This window comes from Campylobacter sp. GB48 (genome assembly GCF_049221845.1).
Taxonomy (GTDB): Bacteria; Campylobacterota; Campylobacteria; order Campylobacterales; family Campylobacteraceae; genus Campylobacter_D; species Campylobacter_D lari_C.
Window position 1 is genome coordinate 42,290 of the sequence record NZ_JBMJAR010000009.1, and the last position, 18,243, is coordinate 60,532.

Below are 18,243 nucleotides of genomic sequence, written 5' to 3' on the forward strand. Positions count from 1 at the left end.
ATTACAATTTACCTTTTTGTCCATTAATGCTGTGAATAAAAGCATAATCGATCTTGATTTGCTTTTCTAACTCTATATTTTTTGCTAAATTATTAATTATATTAGTAAAATCTTCAAATAAATAATTTGCCAATGATCCTGGATTTGGATTAATCTCATTTAAATAAACCTCATCATCTATCACAAAAAAATCACAGCGAATCAAAGCTCCTTTAAACAAAGGATCATAAATTCTCGTAAAATTATCCTTTAGTTTTTGTTTTAATTCTTCGCTAATATTTGCTTCACTCACTTTAGAACTTTCTGAAAAACCTAAATATTTTTGTTCAAAATCTAAAATTTCATTTTTTCTAGGCTCTTCAATGATAGAAAATTCCATTTTTTCACCTATCATACAACCTGCTAAGTTGTATTCTTTAATATTGCTTACAAATTGTTCTACTACAACATCCTCATCAAATTCAAAAGCAACATCTTTAGCATATTTAAGCTCGCTTTCATCTTTAACTATACTTATACCTATACTACTACCTAATCTTGCAGGCTTTAAAATACAAGGAAAATCTAAAGAAACATTTTGCTCTTTATGTAAATTTAAAACCCTATAATCAAGTGTTTTTACCCCTACACTTTGCGCATAAAGTTTAGTTAAAACCTTATTAAAAGATAAAACACTAGCTTCTATGCGCGGTCCTATGTATTTTATACCATAAAAATCAAGCAAAGCAGCTATTTTGCCATCTTCACCATCTTTTCCATGTACAATATTTATCGCTATATCAATGTCAAGTTTTTTCTCACCTAACATAGTTTTTATAAAAAAACCACCCTGCTTTAATACTAAGGCTTTTTCTTTTTTATAAGCGCCACTACTAAAAGTTTTTGCATTCATTTTTTCTTCATCTATAAGAAAAAATTCCTTATTTTTATCACAAAATATAAATTTTTTTTGCGCTTTGAGTACTTTTTTTAACACTACAGCACTCACAATGCTAATTTCATGCTCATAAGAATTTGCACCAAAAATTACACCATATATCATTATATTTTTCCTTTTATTATGCTAATTTTTTCAAAGCCTCTTTAATAAGCTCACTAGTATTTTTACCCTCACAAGTTCTTAAAACCTTTAAAATATTTTCTTGTTTAAAACCAAGTGAAAGTAAGGCTGCTAAAGCTTGTGCTTGATCTTGATTAGAATTTTCTATATTGATTTTTGCATCACTTAACTCAGCTATAATTCTTTTTGCACTCTTTGGACCAATACCAGGAACCTTTTTAAAAACACTCTCATCGCCATTTTGCAAAGCTGCATAAAAAGTATTAGTATCTAAACTTGAGCAAAGAGCCATAGCAGTAGTTGCTCCTATACCACTAATTTTAATTAATAATTCAAACATCCTTTGCTCGTTAATATCTAAAAATCCATATAATTTATGAGAGTCTTCTTTGATAATTTGTGTGATTAAAAACTCAACCTTTTGATCTTTTTCAAAATTACTTGAACAAAAAAGCGACACATAAACACCATAACTTACCCCACTTGAAGTTTTCAAAATTACAAAAGTAGGATCTTTTTTACTCACTATTCCTTCAATCGCCACTATCATTTAGCTTCTTCCTTATAATTACCAATAGAATGAATTTCATAAACACTTACTCCATCTTCAGCATCTATTTTTTCAAGCTCAAAACACTCAATCATCTCATCATTACGCGGATGATAGCTTAACTCTTTTCTAGGATTTAATAAAACAAATTTAACCTCGTTTAAGTCCATCCATTTTCCACTTTTATTAATAATTTTTGATTTTAAAAGTTCATCTTGAATTTTTTTAAGCTTTTCTATATTTGTTTTTTCTTCCTCTTTTAGAGTTTCTATCTTATTAGCTAAAATATTTAATTTTTCAATCTTTTGATTAAAATCTTTAATAGTAATCTTATAAGCTTGCGGTATAGCTCTTTTTGCATTCATTAATTCTTTTGCCTTTTGCTGTAAAATTCTCACAGAATCTTTACTCACATGGATAGTATGCTTGGTCTCTTCAATTTCTTTGACTAAATTTTCTTGCTCTTTTTTTAACTCTTCAATATGCAAGAGTATTTCTTCTCCACTTTTTTCTCTATCAAAAGCTTTGAAATCTTGAATTATAAGTTTATTACCACTTCCTTGAATTTTTTCAACGCGGATTAAACTTTTAGCACTGCATAAACAATTACCACCAAGCTCTTGTATGTAAATTTCATCTGCGATAATCTCCCCACCCACAGCTTTTTTAATATTTACTTTTTTAGCCTTAATAGAGCCATTTTCTAAAGTTTCAGCAAAAATTTCCTCAGCCTCACAATATCCTCTTAAGATATTAACCTCAACCTTTTGCCCTATAATAGTACTTTTATGGTGCATATTGCCTTTAAGAATTACTTTTTTACCTCTTAAAACAGAATCTTGAGCCATATTGCCCACAACCTCTAACTCTTGTGCTTCAACGGTAATTCTAGGGCCTATTGCATCCTCTAAACTATTTGTATTTTTAATCACGATAATAACTTGCTTATCAAAACCCGCCCAAATAGAACCCGTGCTTTTAAAATCAACCTTGTTAAATTCTAAATAATTTTCTATCTCATAAATAGATTTTTTTTGGATAATAAATCCATCTTTTTTGGCAATATATTTTATACTTTCATCATCTTCTTTAACTTCAAAATTATCAGAACAAATAACTTTTTCTTTGTTTGTTTTTGGCGGGAGGGCTTTTAAAATTTTAAATCTTAAATCTTTACCATCACTACCCTCTTTTGGTTTAATCCTCTCAATAGCCACCTCATCTTTTCCTATAGGTGCTACATAGTTTCTATTCATCACATCATTGTGTTTTTTTAAATTTTCTAGATAATGATATTGAATTTCTTCATTTGTAGGCTCTTGTGGATTAACTCCCTTACATACTTCAAATTCAACTTCAAAATCAAATTTTTGCTTTTCTTTAACTTTAGTATTAAAATCAATAATTTGCTTTTTAAAGTCAAAAATTCTAAATCCAAGCAAATATTTTTCTTTTATCATCGCTTTATAAATAGCTTCTAAGAGCTCCAGTGCTAATTTATCATGAAAAGCAATAGCTTCACTAGCTCTAACACTAGCTTTTAATAAAGTGCAAAGTTCATTAACATGTAAACTAATCTCAAAAGCTGGAGAGCGTGTAAATTTTTTAAAATAAATTTCTATTTTATATTCTTGTTCTATATTTAAATCATGAATTAAAAATTTTTCATCTTCTTCAAAAATTTTTAATTCTTTTTCATTAACTTTTATCCATTCTTGATTATCATAAGTATAAGAAGTGCTAAAACTTAACAATCCAAAATCAAGTTCATCGACTTCACATTTATTTTCAGAAGCAAATATCAAAAGCTCTTTATAAGGGTCTTTAGTATATAAAATTTTCTTTTCTTCCATAGCTTAAGCTTCCTTATTGTGTATAAAATTTTGATTTTAGCAAAAATAAAATCAAAATTTAGTTAAAATTATTGCTACTAAAAAATTTTATAATACTCAAACTAATGTTTAAAGAATGAAAATTAATGAAAAAAAATATTGTTTTTAAAAATTTCATCATCAATGCCTTAGGAATTTTATTTTCTAGAATTATGGGTGTTTTAAGAGATATTGTTTTAGCCTTGTACTTAGGGGCCGGAATTTATAGCGATATTTTCTTTGTAGCTTTAAAGATGCCTGCTTTTTTTAGAAGAATTTTCGCTGAAGGAGCCTTTGGACAAGCTTTTTTACCAAGTTTTTTAAAAGCAAGTAAAAAAGGTGCTTTTTGCATAAATGTCTTATTGCAATTTAGTATTATAGTGTTTTTAACCTGTGTTTTAGTAAGTTTTTTTGCTGAATTTTTTACAAAGATTTTTGCCTTTGGTTTTAATAAAGAAACGATTATTCTAGCCGCACCTTTAGTTTCTATTAATTTTTGGTATTTGTTTTTTATTTTTTTAGTAACTTTTTTAGGCTCTTTGTTAAATTATAAACAAAATTTTTTCATTACTTCTTTTTCTGCTTCATTTTTTAATCTTTTTGTTGTGATTGCTGGATTTTTTGTCACTCAAGATAAACCTTTAGAAGCTTTGTATTATTTTTCATATGCGACTGTTTTAAGTGGTCTAGCTCAACTTATATGGCATATTTTTGCTTTAAAAAACACTAGAATTTTAAAAAGTATGTATTTAAGTATAAAACTTAAAAAAACAAAGACTAGTTTAGATAAATTCCACTCTACTTTTACCCATGGACTTTTAGGTTCTTCGGCAAATCAAATTAGTTCATTATTAGATACTACTATAGCTAGTTTTTTAATGGCTGGAAGCATTTCGTATTTGTATTATTCTAATAGGGTTTTTCAGCTTCCTTTAGCTCTTTTTGCAATCGCTCTAAGTCAAGTAAGTTTTCCAAAAATACTAAGGCATTTAAAAGCAAATGAAGAACAAAAAGCCTTAGCTTTTATGCAAAAAGCTTTTGAGTATTTAAGCGTGCTTTTGATTTTAGCTAGTATAGTGGGGATTATCTTAGCTAAAGAAATTGTGGAGTTTTTATTTCAAAGAGGAAATTTTAATCAAGAAGATACAAAAATCACTGCATTTTTATTACAAGCTTATCTTTTGGGGCTTTTGCCTTTTGGTTTACAAAAACTTTTTTCTTTATGGCTTTATGCTAAATTTAAACAAAAAATAGCCGCTATAATAGCCTTTAAAACACTTTTTATATCAGCATTTTTTAGCGTAGTGATTATTTTACTTATCAAAGAAGAAGCTTATAAGAGCTTAGGCATTGCACTAGCCTCATCTATTAGTGCTTTTTATTTATTGTATGCTAATATTAAAGAATTTGGTTTTAAAAATCTTTGGGGTATTTTTAGGGTTAAATTTTGGCTTATTAGCATAGTATTTTTAAGTTTATTTGCTTTAGGCTTATTTGAAATTAAAGATATTTTAATACAATTTTTAATTGAAATTTATCATTTTTTTAAAGGTTTATTTTAATGGTTTTTTTTGATAGTGTTTTAAAGAAAAAATGCGAATTTATCCCACATGAGGCAAAAAAAGCAAATATTTATTTATGCGGGCCTACTGTATATGATGATGCACATTTAGGACATGCAAGAAGTAGTGTATGTTTTGATTTTTTAAGAAGAGTTTTACTAGCAAATGATTATGAAGTAGTTTTTGCTAGAAATTACACTGATATTGATGATAAAATCTTAAAAAAAATGCAAGAGAGTGGCAAAAGTTTAGAAGAAATTACAAATTTTTATATTAAAAGATACGAAGAAGATATGCAAGCACTTAATATCCTAGAGCCTAATTTTAAACCAAAGGCTGCAGCTTATATTGAGCAAATGATTATATATATAGAAAAACTTTTAGAATTAAACCTAGCTTATAAACTTGAAGATGGAATTTATTTTGATACTAGCAAAGATGATAAATACTTTTATATCTCTAAAAGAAATTTAGAAGATAATCAATCACGCCTAGAAGAAAGCGTGGCTAAAAAAAATGATAGTGATTTTGTTTTATGGAAATTTGATGAAAAATTTTATCCTGCAAATTTTGGCAAAGGAAGACCAGGTTGGCACACAGAATGCGTTGTAATGATAGAAAGTATTTTTAAAGATAAACTTGATATTCATGCAGGGGGTATAGATTTGCTTTTTCCTCATCATGAAAACGAAGCTTGTCAGTGTCGTTGTAAAAATAATCATGAGTTGGCTAATTTTTGGTTGCATAATGGCTTTGTACAAATTAATGGTGAAAAAATGAGTAAAAGCTTGGGAAATAGCTTTTTTCTAAAAGATTCTTTAAAACTTTTTAGTGGAGAGGTTTTGAGATTTTATCTTTTAAGTGTGCATTATAGAGCGCATTTTAACTATACTTTAGAAGACTTACAAGCTGCTAAAAAAAGGCTTGATAAATTTTATCGCTTAAAAAAACGCTTAAACATAAATGCTTTTATAGATGAAAAAACTACCATAGAAAGTGAAGTAGCTAAAAATATCTTAGAAGTTTTAAATGATGATCTAAATGCCTCTAAAGCCTTAGCTTTGCTTGATGAGTTTATCAATGAAAGTAATATTTACTTAGATCAAAACCCAAAAGATAAAGCTTATAAAATACAAGTAAAAAAAACCTTAAAAGAACTTGCTTTTATTTTTGGTATAGGTTTTATGGATACTATAAAATATTTTCAATTTGGCATTAGTGAAGAAAAATGTCAAGAAATAGAAGAAAAAATCGCTCTACGCAACAAGGCAAAGCAAGAAAAAAACTATACCCTAGCAGATCAAATTCGTGATGATTTAGCTAAAGAGAATATTCTTTTAATGGATACACCAAATGGTGTAGTATGGGAGAAAAATGGATAAAAATTACAAAGAAATGAAGCTTAAAGAAGTATTTACTCGCTTTAAGCCTTATTATAAAGATTATTGGTTTTATTTTGTTTTAGCTATTATAGGTATGCTTTTAACTAGTGGTGGCACAGCTGCTAGTGCATACATCATAGAGCCTATTTTAAATAAAATTTTTATAGAAAAAAATGTTGATTTGCTTTACTACATGCCTTTACTTGTTGTTTTAATTTATGCTTTAAAAAATCTTGGTGCTTATATGCAAGTTTATTATATATCTTATGTTGGGGCAGATATTTTAAGAAGATTAAGAGAATTAGTTCTTGGCAATCTTTTACGCTTAGATATGAGCTTTTTTCATAAATACAGAAGTGGAGAATTAATCAGCAGGTGCACTTCTGATATTGGAGCCTTACAAAATATAGTTTCTACTATCATACCTGAAATTTTAAGAGAAAGTTTAACTGCAATTGGACTTTTAAGTGTTGTTATTTATCAAAGCCCAAAACTTGCTTTTTTTGCTTTAGTTATTTTACCTTTAGCAATTTACCCTCTTGCTATTTTTGCTAAGAAAATCAAAAAAATAGGACGCAATACCCAAGAAAAAAATTCTGATCTTACTTCAAGATTAAGCGAAATCTTTTCTAATATAGAACTTATCAAAGCTTCTAATGCAAGTAAAAATGAAATGCAAAAATTTAGCCAAACTAATAGTGAAGTTTGCAAGCTTTCCTTAAAAGGCATTAGAATCGAAGCTTTAAGTAGCCCTTTAATGGAATCTATGGGTTCAATTGGCTTTGCTGTGGTAATTATAATAGGCGGTAAAGAAGTAATTGATGGAAGTTTAAGCATAGGTTCTTTTTTTAGCTTTACCACAGCTTTATTTATGGCTTATACTCCTATTAAAAGACTTTCTTCGCTTTACACAAGATTACAAAATGCAGTAGCAGCAAGTGAAAGAACTTTTTATCTAACTGATTTAGAACCACAAATTAAAGGTGGCAATGAAAAACTTACAGAAAATATCCAAAATATCCATTTTAAAAATGTCTCTTTAAGCTATCAAAAAGATAAAATGGTATTAAAAGATGTAAATTTTTCTTTTAACAAAGGAGAAATTCTAGCCTTAGTTGGATCAAGTGGTGGAGGAAAATCTTCTATTATTAATCTTTTAATGTATTTTTTTGAAAAAGATAGTGGTGCAATTTTAATCAATCAAAAAGATATTAGTTCTTTTGATATTGTTAGCTTAAGAGAGAATATCTCTTTGGTAACTCAAAATATTTATATATTTAATGACACTATAGCTCAAAATATTGCTTATGCTAAAGAATACAATGAAGCACGTGTAATAGAGGTTTTAAAAAAAGCTAATGCTTATGATTTTGTTCAAGAACTTGGCGGTATACATACTGAATTAAAAGAGCATGGAAAAAATCTCTCGGGTGGACAAAAACAACGCATTGCTATAGCAAGGGCTTTATATAAAAATCCTCAAATTTTAATTTTTGATGAAGCAACTTCAGCACTTGATAATGAAAGTGAAAAAGCCATAGTAAAAACTATAGAAAGCTTAAAAAAGGATCGTTTAATACTCATCATCGCTCATAGACTTAGCACCATAGAAAATGCCGATAAAATTGCTGTGCTTGATAAAGGAAAAATAGCTTCTATAGGAAATGATGCTTATTTAATGCAACATTGTGAAATTTATCAAAAATTAAAACAAAAAGTACAAAAAACTGATAAAGATAAAGAAAATGAAAACTAAGAATTATCATTTTTTTAGTACAATATGCTATTTTATAAAATAAGGAAAAATATGACCTATGAAAGCTTAAAACCTTTAATATATAAATTAGATCCAGAAAATGCTCATGCCTTGGCTGAATTTAGTATGCGAACACTAGATTGTATATTTCCTGGGGGGCTTAGTTTTTTTGCAAAAGATTGCGTAGTAAATGATGAAATTTTAAATCAAGAAATTTTTAATCTAAATTTTTATAACCCTGTGGGCTTAGCAGGTGGCTTTGATAAAAATGCCACAATGATAAGACCACTAAGTGCTTTAGGTTTTGGCTTTTTAGAATATGGAACTTTCACCCCAAAACCTCAAAATGGTAATGAAAAACCTAGACTTTTTAGACTTGTTGAGCAAGAAAGTATTCAAAATGCTATGGGTTTTAATAATAAAGGTAAAGATGCTATCGCAAAAGAAGTAAAAAAAGTCTATCCATTTAGCATACCTTTAGTAGCAAATATAGGCAAAAATAAAATCACTCCAAATGAAGAAGCTATTAATGATTATATTATTTTATTAAAAGAGTTTAAAGATTTGTGTGATTTATTTGTGATTAATATATCCTCTCCAAATACCAAAAATTTAAGAGATTTACAAAGTGAAGAATTTGTAAGTACTTTATTTAACCAAGCAAAAGAAATCACAAATAAACCTGTGATTTTAAAAATTGCCCCAGATATGAATATAGACAGCGCAATTTCACTTTGCAAAAGTGCTATTAGTGCAAAAGCTGATGGTATTATCATGGCAAACACTAGTATAGATTATTCTTTGATTGATAATACAAGAACTTTTGGTGGAATTAGTGGTAGATTAATCACTCAAAAAAGTGCGACATTTTTTAAAGAAGTGGCTAAAGAAATTTATCAAGATACTATTTTAATAGCAAGTGGAGGCATAGATAGTGCACAGCTTGCTTATGAGCGCATTAAAAATGGGGCTAGCTTGGTTCAAATTTATACAGCTATGATTTTTAAAGGACCAAGCATTGTTAAAAATATCAATCAAGGTTTAATTGAGCTTTTAAAACAAGATGGTTTTAATCATATTAGTCAAGCTATAGGAGTTAATTTTAAATGATTAATTATAAAAAAATTACCCTTGAAAATGAACTTGAAATTTATACTTTACCTGTAAATAAAAAAAGCGGGGTTATAAGTGTAGATATTTTTTATAAAGTTGGCTCAAGAAATGAAAAAATGGGAAAAAGTGGCATAGCCCATATGCTTGAACATTTAAATTTTAAAAGTACAAAAAATTTAAAAGCAGGTGAATTTGATGAAATAGTCAAAGGTTTTGGTGGAGTGGATAATGCAAGCACGGGCTTTGACTATACGCATTATTTTATAAAATGCTCTAGTGAAAATTTAGATAAGTCTTTATGGCTTTTTGCTGAATTAATGCGTAATTTAAATTTAAAAGATGATGAGTTTCAGCCTGAAAGAAATGTAGTTTTAGAAGAAAGGCGTTGGAGAACCGATAACAATCCTTTGGGATATTTGTATTTTAGATTATACAACCATGCCTTTTTACACCATCCATATCACTGGACCCCGATAGGCTTTTTTAAAGATATACAAAATTGGAAAATAGAAGATATACAAGATTTTCATCAAACTTTTTATCAACCCAAAAATGCTATTTTGCTTGTGAGTGGTGATATTGATGAAGATGAAGTATTTACTTTAGCTAAAAAACATTTTCAAGATATAAAAAATACCAAAGAAATCCCTATAGTTCATGAAAAAGAACCTGAGCAAGATGGTGCTAAACGTGTGATCTTACATAAAGAAAGCGATACACAATTATTAGCACTTGCATATAAAATTCCTGCATTTAATCACAAAGATATGCCAAAACTTTGCGCATTAAGTGAACTTTTGGGAAACGGAAAAAGTTCTTTAATAAGTGAAATTTTAATTGATAAATTAGAATTAATCAATGAATTTTATGCTTATGCAAGTGAAAATATAGATGAGAATTTATTTATATTTATTTGTGTTTGCAATGAAGGCATAAAAGCAGAAGATGTTGAAAAAGAGCTTTTAAAAATTCTTGAAGATGTAAAAAATGCTAAATTTGATGATACTATCATGGAAAAAATCAAAAATACTGTAAAAAGTGATTTTATCTTTTCACTAAGCAATGCAAGTAGCGTTGCAAATATTTATGGATCTTATCTTGCAAAAGGTGATTTAAAACCTTTGCTTGATTATGAAAAAAATATAGAAAATTTAAGTAAAGATGATTTAATTCATTGTGCTAAAAAATACTTCAATGAAAACAAATCTACTACAATAATCTTAAAAAGGGGTGAAAATGGACAATAAAATCATCATAGGAGCAATGACGGCTTTAATAACTCCATTTAAAAATGGAAAATTAGATGAACAAACTTACCACAAACTCATCAAAAGACAAATAGTAAATGGAATTGATGTAGTGGTACCTGTTGGAACAACCGGAGAAAGTGCCACCCTAACCCATGAAGAACATAGAATTTGTATAGAAATAGCATTAGATGCTTGCAAGGGAAGTTCTTGTAAAGTTTTAGCAGGAGCAGGAAGCAATGCTACACACGAGGCTGTAAGTTTAGCTAAATTTGCACAAGAGCATGGAGCTGATGGCATTTTAAGTGTTACTCCTTACTATAACAAACCCACACAAGAAGGTTTGTATTTACATTATAAAGAAATAGCAAAAAGCATAGACATACCTGTGCTTTTATATAATGTCCCAGGAAGAACAGGTTGTGAACTTCAAACAGAAACCATTATAAGATTGTTTAGAGATTGTGAAAATATTTATGGAGTTAAAGAAGCTAGTGGGAACATTGATAAATGCGTTGATTTACTAGCACATGAACCTAGAATGATACTTTTAAGCGGAGAAGATGCGATTAATTATCCTATACTTTCAAATGGCGGTAAAGGTGTGATTTCAGTTACTTCAAATTTACTTCCTGATATGATTTCAAAATTAACTCATCTAGCTTTAGAAGAAAAATATATTGAAGCTAAAAAAATCAATGATGAGTTGTATAATATCAATAAAATTTTATTTTGCGAAAGCAATCCTATACCTATTAAAGCGGCAATGTATATAGCAGGTTTAACCCCTACTTTAGAGTATCGTTTGCCACTTTGTAAACCTAGTGATTGCAATTTAGCAAAAATAGAAGCGATTATGAAAAACTATAATATCAAAGGATTTTAATGGATACTTTTTTTCAAAATAAAACTTTAGTAATTAGTGGTGGAACAAGAGGGATTGGTAAGGCTATTGTATATGAGTTTGCAAAAGCAGGAGCTAATGTAGCTTTTACTTATAATTCTAATGCGGATTTAGCTCAAGAAATTGTAAAAGATTTAGAAAATAATTATAAAATCAAAGCAAAGGCTTATGAGTTTAACATACTTGAACCAGAAACTTATAAAGAGTTATTTGAAAAAATCGATCAAGATTTTGACAGAATAGATTTTTTCATCTCTAATGCTATTATCTCAGGTCGTGCCGTTGTAGGTGGATATACCAAATTTATGAAATTAAAACCTCGTGGAATAAATAATATTTTCACAGCAACCGTAAATGCATTTGTAGTTGGAGCACAAGAAGCAGCAAAAAGAATGGAAAAAGTTGGAGGAGGTAGTATATTATCTATTTCTTCAACAGGAAATTTGGTACATATTGAAAACTATGCAGGACACGGTACAGCTAAAGCAGCGGTAGAAGCTATGGCAAGATATGCTGCAACTGAACTTGGTTCTAAAAACATCCGTGTAAATGTAGTAAGTGGTGGACCAATTGACACTGACGCACTTAAAGCATTTACAAATTATGAAGAAGTTAAAAATGCAACTATCAATCTTAGTCCACTAAACCGTATTGGACAGCCTCAAGATTTAGCAGGAGCATGTTTATTTTTATGTTCTGATAAAGCAAATTGGATCACAGGACACACCTTAATCGTAGATGGTGGTACAACTTTTAAATGATTCATTACCCCATTTTGGGGTATTTTCTTTAAACACAAGGATTAATAAACAATGAATTTGCCTAATATCTTAGCATTTATAAGGATATTATTAGCTCCACTTTTGTTTTTTTTGCTTATTAATGATTTTGAAAATATTCATCCTAGTTGGGTAAATTATTTTGCTTGTGTTGTTTTTGGCATAGCTGCCTTGACTGATTTTTTTGATGGTTATATTGCAAGAACTTGGAATCAAACTACAAAACTTGGAGCCATTATAGATCCACTAGCAGATAAAATGCTTGTTTTGGCTGCTTTTTTAGGATTATTACTCACCCAAAAAGCCGATCCTTGGATGATTTATATTATTTTAGTAAGAGAATTTTTTATAACCGGTTTTCGAGTAGTTATGGTGAGTGAAAAATTTGATGTAAGTGCTTCTTTTGCGGGTAAAATAAAAACAACCTTTCAAATGATAGCCATTATATTTTTAATCATGCAGTGGCCTTTTGCTAATACATTGTTATTTATTGCCTTAGTACTTACACTTTATTCAGCTTTTGAATACATACTAGCTTATATAAAACATTTAAAAAAGGTATAATTTGAAATCATATTTATTTTTATTTATTATCTTAGCTATTGGCTTTAAATTTTATTCTTTTAGCTTTTTAATAACACTTTTGGTTATATCTTTTTTAATTTTTTTTCATGAGCTAGGACATTTTTTAGCCGCAAAACATATGAAAGTCGATGTAGAAATTTTTAGTATAGGCTTTGGAAAAGCTGTTTTTAAAAAAACTTACAAAAACACAGAATATCGCTTGTCTGCTCTACCTTTTGGTGGTTATGTTAAACTTAAAGGACAAGATGATTTAAATCCTAGTGAAAAAAATTACGAACCAAATAGCTATAATACTCTAAGTCCTCTAGCTAGAATTTACATACTTTTTGCAGGACCGTTTTTTAATTTCTTTTTAGCATTTTTGCTTTATATAGCCATAGGTTTTTTAGGTGTGCAAAAACTTGCACCTGTTATTGGTAATATAGCACCAAACTCAGCTGCACAAAAAGCAAATTTACAAATTGGAGATAAAATTCTAGCTATAGATGGAATTAAGATTCAAAGCTTTGAAGAAATTGGCAAACTTGTACATATAAAACCAACCTTACTTAGTATAGAACGCGATGGTAAACTCATCAACATCACCCTAACCCCGCAAATTGATCAAGGTTATAATGAGTTTTATCAAAAAGTTCAAAAACCATTAATTGGTATAGCACCTAAGAGTGAGTTTGTCACTATTTATCATCCAGGAATTAGTAGTTTAAAATACGCTTATGAAGAAAGCATAGAGGCTTCTTTGCTCATTTTTAAAGGACTTGCTAAAATCATCAGCGGGGAATTAGATGCTAAAAATATGGGTGGAATCATCACTATGGTAGATATAACCTCCAAAGCAGCAAATACTAGCATAGTAGTTTTATTTTTAATCACAGCTTTAATTTCTATCAATCTTGGAGTATTAAATTTACTTCCTATCCCAGCGCTAGATGGAGGACATATACTTTTTAACCTTTATGAGTTAATCTTTAAAAAAGAAGTACCAAAAGTATGTTTTGAATATCTTAGTTATTTTGGCATGGCTTTGCTTTTAAGTTTAATGGTGTTTGTAACTTATAATGATATTACCCGTTTTATGAGTAATTAATAAGTCCTAGTAGCAAAATCATAACGGTTAAATTCGCCTATATTATTTTTACGGTAAAAGCTATTATAAAATTGCTTACTTAAACTTTGCTCATAATTTAGTCTAAATCTTACCCACATTGCTGTTTGATCTTTGGCGCTAGTTTTTTCATCTTGATAATTAAGCGATAAATCTAAAATAGAAATTGGAGAATAAGTAATGTTATATTGGTTTTGCAATTCTTTTATATTAGAATTAACATTTAAAACATTTAAATACGGCAAATCAAATATCACTCCAAGTTCTGTGCTATCATCACTATCGTTTTCTTTGATTTTATAATGATTAGCATATGCTTTAAAATAGTGACTAAATTGTAATTCAGCACCAAAGCTATTTTTAGTGTAAGCTTCTTTATATTGATCATTAAAATAGTTAAAACCGAAATTAAACTCATCAAATTCATAACGATTAATAAGTCCTAAAGAATAAGCTTGTTCTAATTGCCCTATTCTTGCTTGTTTTTCTAAAAGCAAACTAGCATTATCATAATCTAGTATAGAATTAATATTTTTAATATTTACATTTAAAGCATTATAATCCAAACTTGCTTCTGTTTTATCTTTAGAACTTAAATTTAAAACCCGCCCTAAAGTTTTACTAGCAAAAGAACCAAGATCGGTACTTTGAGCTTGATACTCTTGTGGTTTTTGAAAAAATATCTGCTTAGAAACCGTATTTGTCTTTTGCCCTTTGGTAATATTTACCTCACCCTCGCCTAAGCTTTCTTCTAAATTTAAAGCAAACATGTTTATACATAAGCAACTAAAAAAAATGTATTTTTTCACTCAACCTCTAATATATTATTTTATAAAAGATACAAAATTTCACGTTTATCATAAAATATCGCTAACTCTATATTTATAATAGCATTATATTTTTACAATACAGCTAATAGCATTTCAAACAAAAAACTACTTATTATAAAATTTTCCCTTTTTTAACATTCTAATTAAAAATCTTGCAGGATGAGTGGCATGTAAAAAATCTTTTTCTATTTTTGGTTCATCAAAGATTAATGCACTAAGCATTCTAGCTCCAATAATAGCACTAGCAAAAGCTCTAGATCCATGAGCAATAGAAAAATATAAAGGAATGAAATCATTTGGCGCTACTTGACTTTTATTTTTATGCCATAAAAGCGCCTTATAATTTTGCATATAAAAATTTTCATCATAGGCTTGACCTATTATGGCAAATCTATCACTAGAATATGATCTAAATCCTACTTTACCACCCATAATTTCTAAATTTTCACCTTGTAAAAATTCTTTTATATTTTCAATATTTTGCAAATCATCATTTTTTAAAAGCGTTGTGTCTTGATTAAGTCTATCATAACTTGCACCAATAAGTTGCAAATTTAATTCTTCATTGATAGGACAAATATAGCCTTTTGAAGATAAAGCATAAGAATTTTTTAAAAATGGTTTTAAATGAGTGCATTGCCCCCTAACACTGCTTAATTTCATATATTTATACTCTAAAAAATTCTTAACATCAGTGCCTTGAGCATAAATTAACACATCATAATCTTTTAATGTTTTTTGATTGTTAAATTGCAAAGAAAATTTTTCATTTTCATAAGAATAATCTTTAAATTCATACTCAAAAAATACCCTAGCCTTGCTTTTTTGTAAAAGCATTTTTACAAGCTCTTTGGGCTTTATACATGCTCCATCTTTTAAAAAAGCTTGATTGTTAATAATTTCAAATAAAACATTATCTTTTTGACTATTAAAACGTTCTTGCATAAGCTCATTATGAGCAAATTCATAAACCCCTTGGGGAATTAAATCTAAAATTTGTCTATAAAATCTACTAGCTTCTAAAAAAGTATATTGTGAAAACTCGCCTAACAAAACATCAGGTTTTAAAATCAAAGAACTTAAAATTCCATTGATATTTCCAGAAGCACCTTTTCCTAGTGAATTTTCTTTTTCAAAAACATCTACTTGAACATTTCTTAAAGAAAGCTCATAAGCTATACTAGCTCCGGCTATACCTGCTCCGATGATGGCTATTTTTTGTATCTCTTTTTTCAAACACGGGGTGTTAAAATAAGCAAATTTATCTTCAAACTCAAGGCCATTAAAAACAGCCTGTATCATTTCCCTTTTTCTAAAACCTTTGATTTTTTGTACTTGAAAATTATTCTTAGTTAAAGCTTTTTTTAAAATGCTTGCAGAGGAAAAGGTTAAAACCTTGGCATTTATTTTTGAATTTTTAGCAACTTTATTTATAATATCCTCATCAAACATCTCTTGATTTTTAGCAGGAGCAAAACCATCTAAATACCAAATATCAGCCTTAAAATCTAAATTTTGTAACTTTTCTTTAGCATCGCCAAATACTAAATCTAAAAAACAATCTTGAAAATAAAATCTATAAACTCCATCTTTACATGGAGGATAAAATTTAAAAAATTGCTCTAAAAGCTCTTTAAATTCCTCATAAAAACCAAGGTTTTTATAAATTTCTCTTAATGTTTCTTTTTCTATATAAAAATTTTCAAAACTAAGATAAAATAGCCTTTGATTTTCTTTTTTTTCCTTTATAAAACGCTTTAAAGTAAGGAAAAAATTTAAACCTATACCAAAACCAAGTTCTGCTACAATAGTTTGTTTTGTTTGAAATTCAAAAGCATTTGTATATATAAATTTGCTTTCACTTAAACCATCACTAGAATTAAAATAATAATCATCAAAATCCAAAGAAAAAGGCGCATTGTTTTTAATGATAATATTTGCTTTTTTCATTGATTTTTATAAAAATAACTCTCTATACCATTAGCAATGCCAATAGCTAATAATTCTTGGAAATTTTTATTTATTAATCTATTTCTTTCGCTAGGATGACTAATATAGCCTGTTTCAATCAATATAGCAGGCATTTGTGCACCCACTAAAACCCAAAAAGGAGCTTCTCTAACCCCACCATCAACAACTTTATATTTTTTTCTTACATTACTTAAAATCTTTTTTTGCACATCAATAGCTAATTTATTTGAAGCAACTATTTTTTCACGGTTTAAAAAATTTAAAAAGGTTTGCTTGGAAAAGAAATTCATCTCTTCAAAATCGGATTGATTTTCTAACTCAGCAGCCTTTTTACTTCTTTCGCTTCTTGCAGGTGATAAGAAGAAAGTTTCAATACCCTCAAGAGTTTTAGCTCTTTGTTTATTTGGAGCTGCATTAGCATGGATAGAAATAAACAAATCTGCCATTTTTTCATTAGCCATAGAGGTTCTATCTCTTAAATTTATAAATTTGTCCGTACTTCTAGTATAATAAATTCTATATCCACGTTTTTTAAGCTCGTTGCCAAGTTTTAAAGCCACACTTAAAACTACATCTTTTTCTCTAACACCCTTATCACCCAAAGTACCTGGATCCTTACCTCCATGACCTGGATCAATTACTATGATTTTCCCTGATTTTTTAATAGTAGTTTTTGTTGTTTTTGAGACAATTTTTGTTGGTGTTTTTTTGACCTTTTTTTCAAAACCTATAAACAATTCCTCATCATCTAAATCAAGATTGGTTTTAAAATCACTAGTAGAATTTAAAACAACTCTTACTGTAGTTTTATTAAACTGCACTATTGTGATAGATTGATTTTTATTAATATCGATTTTTTTTCTATCACCTTCTAAAATAGCTTCAAAGCTTACAATAGAGCGATATGTTTTACCATCTTTAAAAGAATTGATTTTAATATCCTCAAAATCAATATCATTGTTTAATTTTAAATTAATACCATTTTTATCTTTACTTGATTTTAAAATATACAAAGGCTCATTTTTAACAACTTCTTTTTTTACTTCTGTTTTTTTAGCTTCATTTTGTTTTTTAACTATAGGTTTGGGTTCTTCTTTTTTTTCTACCTTTTCAAGTCCCATAAAAAGACTTTGACCTTTAAGCTCTATTTTGATTTTTAATTCCTTTTTTGAACTTAAGACCAAACGCATACTTGTTGGGTTAAATTGTGATACGATAATATCAAAATCTTTAAATTCAAAAGCTCTCTTAGGTCCTTTTAAAATTCCATCAAAATCTACAACATAACGAAAATTCTTATCACCTTTAAGGGTAAAGTTTTTAATGTCTTTTTGGCTGATTTTTTCACTTAAATCAAGCAAGATACCATTGTCTAATTTTTTAACATCGAGCACAAAAAGCTCTTTTTGCATCGGAGCTTTTTTATCTTCTTTTTTATCTTCTTTTTTATCTTCTTTTTTATCTTCTTTTTTATCTTCTTTTTTATCTTCTTTTTTATCTTCTTTTTTATTAATAGGTAATGTGGTGT

The 18,243-nt window shown here is 28.4% G+C and carries 15 protein-coding genes; 9 read left to right on the top strand and 6 right to left on the bottom strand.

Annotated elements, in window-relative coordinates:
* Position 1: 1 nt before the first annotated feature.
* The 3 genes from ACOTVC_RS05995 to ACOTVC_RS06005 are packed head-to-tail and all read right to left on the bottom strand — an operon-like array spanning position 2 to position 3,463.
* Entirely contained in the window at positions 2–1,042 is a 1,041-nt protein-coding gene (locus ACOTVC_RS05995) for a D-alanine--D-alanine ligase (RefSeq protein WP_214099493.1), read from the bottom strand.
* A gap of 16 nt (positions 1,043–1,058) precedes the next feature.
* Complete coding sequence (gene ruvA, locus ACOTVC_RS06000) at positions 1,059–1,610, bottom strand: Holliday junction branch migration protein RuvA (RefSeq protein ID WP_214116788.1); 552 nt, start codon at positions 1,608–1,610, stop codon at positions 1,059–1,061.
* Complete coding sequence (locus ACOTVC_RS06005; RefSeq protein ID WP_214116789.1) at positions 1,607–3,463, bottom strand: flagellar assembly protein A; 1,857 nt, start codon at positions 3,461–3,463, stop codon at positions 1,607–1,609. Before ACOTVC_RS06005 ends, ruvA begins: the two co-directional genes overlap by 4 nt.
* Positions 3,464–3,588: 125 nt before the next feature.
* Between ACOTVC_RS06005 and murJ the strand changes: the two genes are divergently transcribed.
* Genes murJ through rseP form a run of 9 tightly spaced genes read left to right on the top strand, consistent with a single transcriptional unit; the run spans position 3,589 to position 13,896 of the window.
* Complete coding sequence (murJ, locus tag ACOTVC_RS06010) at positions 3,589–5,043, top strand: murein biosynthesis integral membrane protein MurJ (RefSeq protein ID WP_214116790.1); 1,455 nt, start codon at positions 3,589–3,591, stop codon at positions 5,041–5,043.
* Positions 5,043–6,425, top strand: coding sequence for a cysteine--tRNA ligase (gene cysS / locus ACOTVC_RS06015; protein ID WP_421627978.1), 1,383 nt, complete (start codon positions 5,043–5,045; stop codon positions 6,423–6,425). Before murJ ends, cysS begins: the two co-directional genes overlap by 1 nt.
* The gene (locus ACOTVC_RS06020; RefSeq protein ID WP_421627979.1) at positions 6,418–8,181 is read left to right on the top strand and encodes an ABC transporter ATP-binding protein; all 1,764 of its coding nucleotides are present in this window, start codon (positions 6,418–6,420) and stop codon (positions 8,179–8,181) included. The genes cysS and ACOTVC_RS06020 overlap by 8 nt, the downstream gene beginning before the upstream one ends.
* A gap of 51 nt (positions 8,182–8,232) precedes the next feature.
* A complete protein-coding gene (locus tag ACOTVC_RS06025) occupies positions 8,233–9,291 on the top strand; it encodes a quinone-dependent dihydroorotate dehydrogenase (RefSeq protein WP_214099487.1) in 1,059 nt (352 codons plus the stop codon).
* Positions 9,288–10,541 carry a M16 family metallopeptidase gene (locus ACOTVC_RS06030; RefSeq protein WP_421627980.1) on the top strand — a complete coding sequence of 418 codons (1,254 nt, stop codon included), beginning with the start codon at positions 9,288–9,290 and terminating at the stop codon, positions 10,539–10,541. Before ACOTVC_RS06025 ends, ACOTVC_RS06030 begins: the two co-directional genes overlap by 4 nt.
* A complete protein-coding gene (gene dapA / locus ACOTVC_RS06035) occupies positions 10,531–11,427 on the top strand; it encodes a 4-hydroxy-tetrahydrodipicolinate synthase (RefSeq protein ID WP_087689755.1) in 897 nt (298 codons plus the stop codon). The genes ACOTVC_RS06030 and dapA overlap by 11 nt, the downstream gene beginning before the upstream one ends.
* Positions 11,427–12,206, top strand: a complete 780-nt coding sequence (locus tag ACOTVC_RS06040) for an enoyl-ACP reductase (RefSeq protein ID WP_039618024.1) — start codon at positions 11,427–11,429, stop codon at positions 12,204–12,206. The genes dapA and ACOTVC_RS06040 overlap by 1 nt, the downstream gene beginning before the upstream one ends.
* Positions 12,207–12,257: 51 nt before the next feature.
* Complete coding sequence (pgsA, locus tag ACOTVC_RS06045) at positions 12,258–12,788, top strand: CDP-diacylglycerol--glycerol-3-phosphate 3-phosphatidyltransferase (protein ID WP_039618023.1); 531 nt, start codon at positions 12,258–12,260, stop codon at positions 12,786–12,788.
* A gap of 1 nt (position 12,789) precedes the next feature.
* Positions 12,790–13,896 carry an RIP metalloprotease RseP gene (gene rseP / locus ACOTVC_RS06050; RefSeq protein ID WP_214116712.1) on the top strand — a complete coding sequence of 369 codons (1,107 nt, stop codon included), beginning with the start codon at positions 12,790–12,792 and terminating at the stop codon, positions 13,894–13,896.
* Here rseP and ACOTVC_RS06055 read toward each other — a convergent pair.
* The 3 genes from ACOTVC_RS06055 to ACOTVC_RS06065 all read right to left on the bottom strand — a co-directional run.
* Positions 13,893–14,684 carry an inverse autotransporter beta domain-containing protein gene (locus tag ACOTVC_RS06055; RefSeq protein WP_214116711.1) on the bottom strand — a complete coding sequence of 264 codons (792 nt, stop codon included), beginning with the start codon at positions 14,682–14,684 and terminating at the stop codon, positions 13,893–13,895. The genes rseP and ACOTVC_RS06055 overlap by 4 nt on opposite strands.
* 165 nt (positions 14,685–14,849) lie before the next feature.
* Positions 14,850–16,694, bottom strand: coding sequence for a bifunctional tRNA (5-methylaminomethyl-2-thiouridine)(34)-methyltransferase MnmD/FAD-dependent 5-carboxymethylaminomethyl-2-thiouridine(34) oxidoreductase MnmC (gene mnmC / locus ACOTVC_RS06060; RefSeq protein WP_421627983.1), 1,845 nt, complete (start codon positions 16,692–16,694; stop codon positions 14,850–14,852).
* A partial coding sequence (locus tag ACOTVC_RS06065; protein WP_421627985.1) for an N-acetylmuramoyl-L-alanine amidase occupies positions 16,691–18,243 on the bottom strand: 1,553 nt, incomplete at its 5' end. The genes mnmC and ACOTVC_RS06065, both read right to left, overlap by 4 nt.

Excerpts from the sequence above, each read along its gene's own strand:
- ACOTVC_RS06005 (WP_214116789.1), bottom strand. The coding sequence starts at position 3,463 with ATGGAAGAAAAGAAAATTTTATATACTAAAGACCCTTATAAAGAGCTT.
- ACOTVC_RS05995 (WP_214099493.1), bottom strand. The coding sequence starts at position 1,042 with ATGATATATGGTGTAATTTTTGGTGCAAATTCTTATGAGCATGAAATT.
- dapA (WP_087689755.1), top strand. The coding sequence starts at position 10,531 with ATGGACAATAAAATCATCATAGGAGCAATGACGGCTTTAATAACTCCA.
- ACOTVC_RS06055 (WP_214116711.1), bottom strand. The coding sequence starts at position 14,684 with ATGTTTGCTTTAAATTTAGAAGAAAGCTTAGGCGAGGGTGAGGTAAAT.
- pgsA (WP_039618023.1), top strand. The coding sequence starts at position 12,258 with ATGAATTTGCCTAATATCTTAGCATTTATAAGGATATTATTAGCTCCA.
- ACOTVC_RS06025 (WP_214099487.1), top strand. The coding sequence starts at position 8,233 with ATGACCTATGAAAGCTTAAAACCTTTAATATATAAATTAGATCCAGAA.
- ruvA (WP_214116788.1), bottom strand. The coding sequence starts at position 1,610 with ATGATAGTGGCGATTGAAGGAATAGTGAGTAAAAAAGATCCTACTTTT.
- mnmC (WP_421627983.1), bottom strand. The coding sequence starts at position 16,694 with ATGAAAAAAGCAAATATTATCATTAAAAACAATGCGCCTTTTTCTTTG.
- ACOTVC_RS06020 (WP_421627979.1), top strand. The coding sequence starts at position 6,418 with ATGGATAAAAATTACAAAGAAATGAAGCTTAAAGAAGTATTTACTCGC.
- murJ (WP_214116790.1), top strand. The coding sequence starts at position 3,589 with ATGAAAAAAAATATTGTTTTTAAAAATTTCATCATCAATGCCTTAGGA.
- ACOTVC_RS06030 (WP_421627980.1), top strand. The coding sequence starts at position 9,288 with ATGATTAATTATAAAAAAATTACCCTTGAAAATGAACTTGAAATTTAT.
- ACOTVC_RS06040 (WP_039618024.1), top strand. The coding sequence starts at position 11,427 with ATGGATACTTTTTTTCAAAATAAAACTTTAGTAATTAGTGGTGGAACA.
- cysS (WP_421627978.1), top strand. The coding sequence starts at position 5,043 with ATGGTTTTTTTTGATAGTGTTTTAAAGAAAAAATGCGAATTTATCCCA.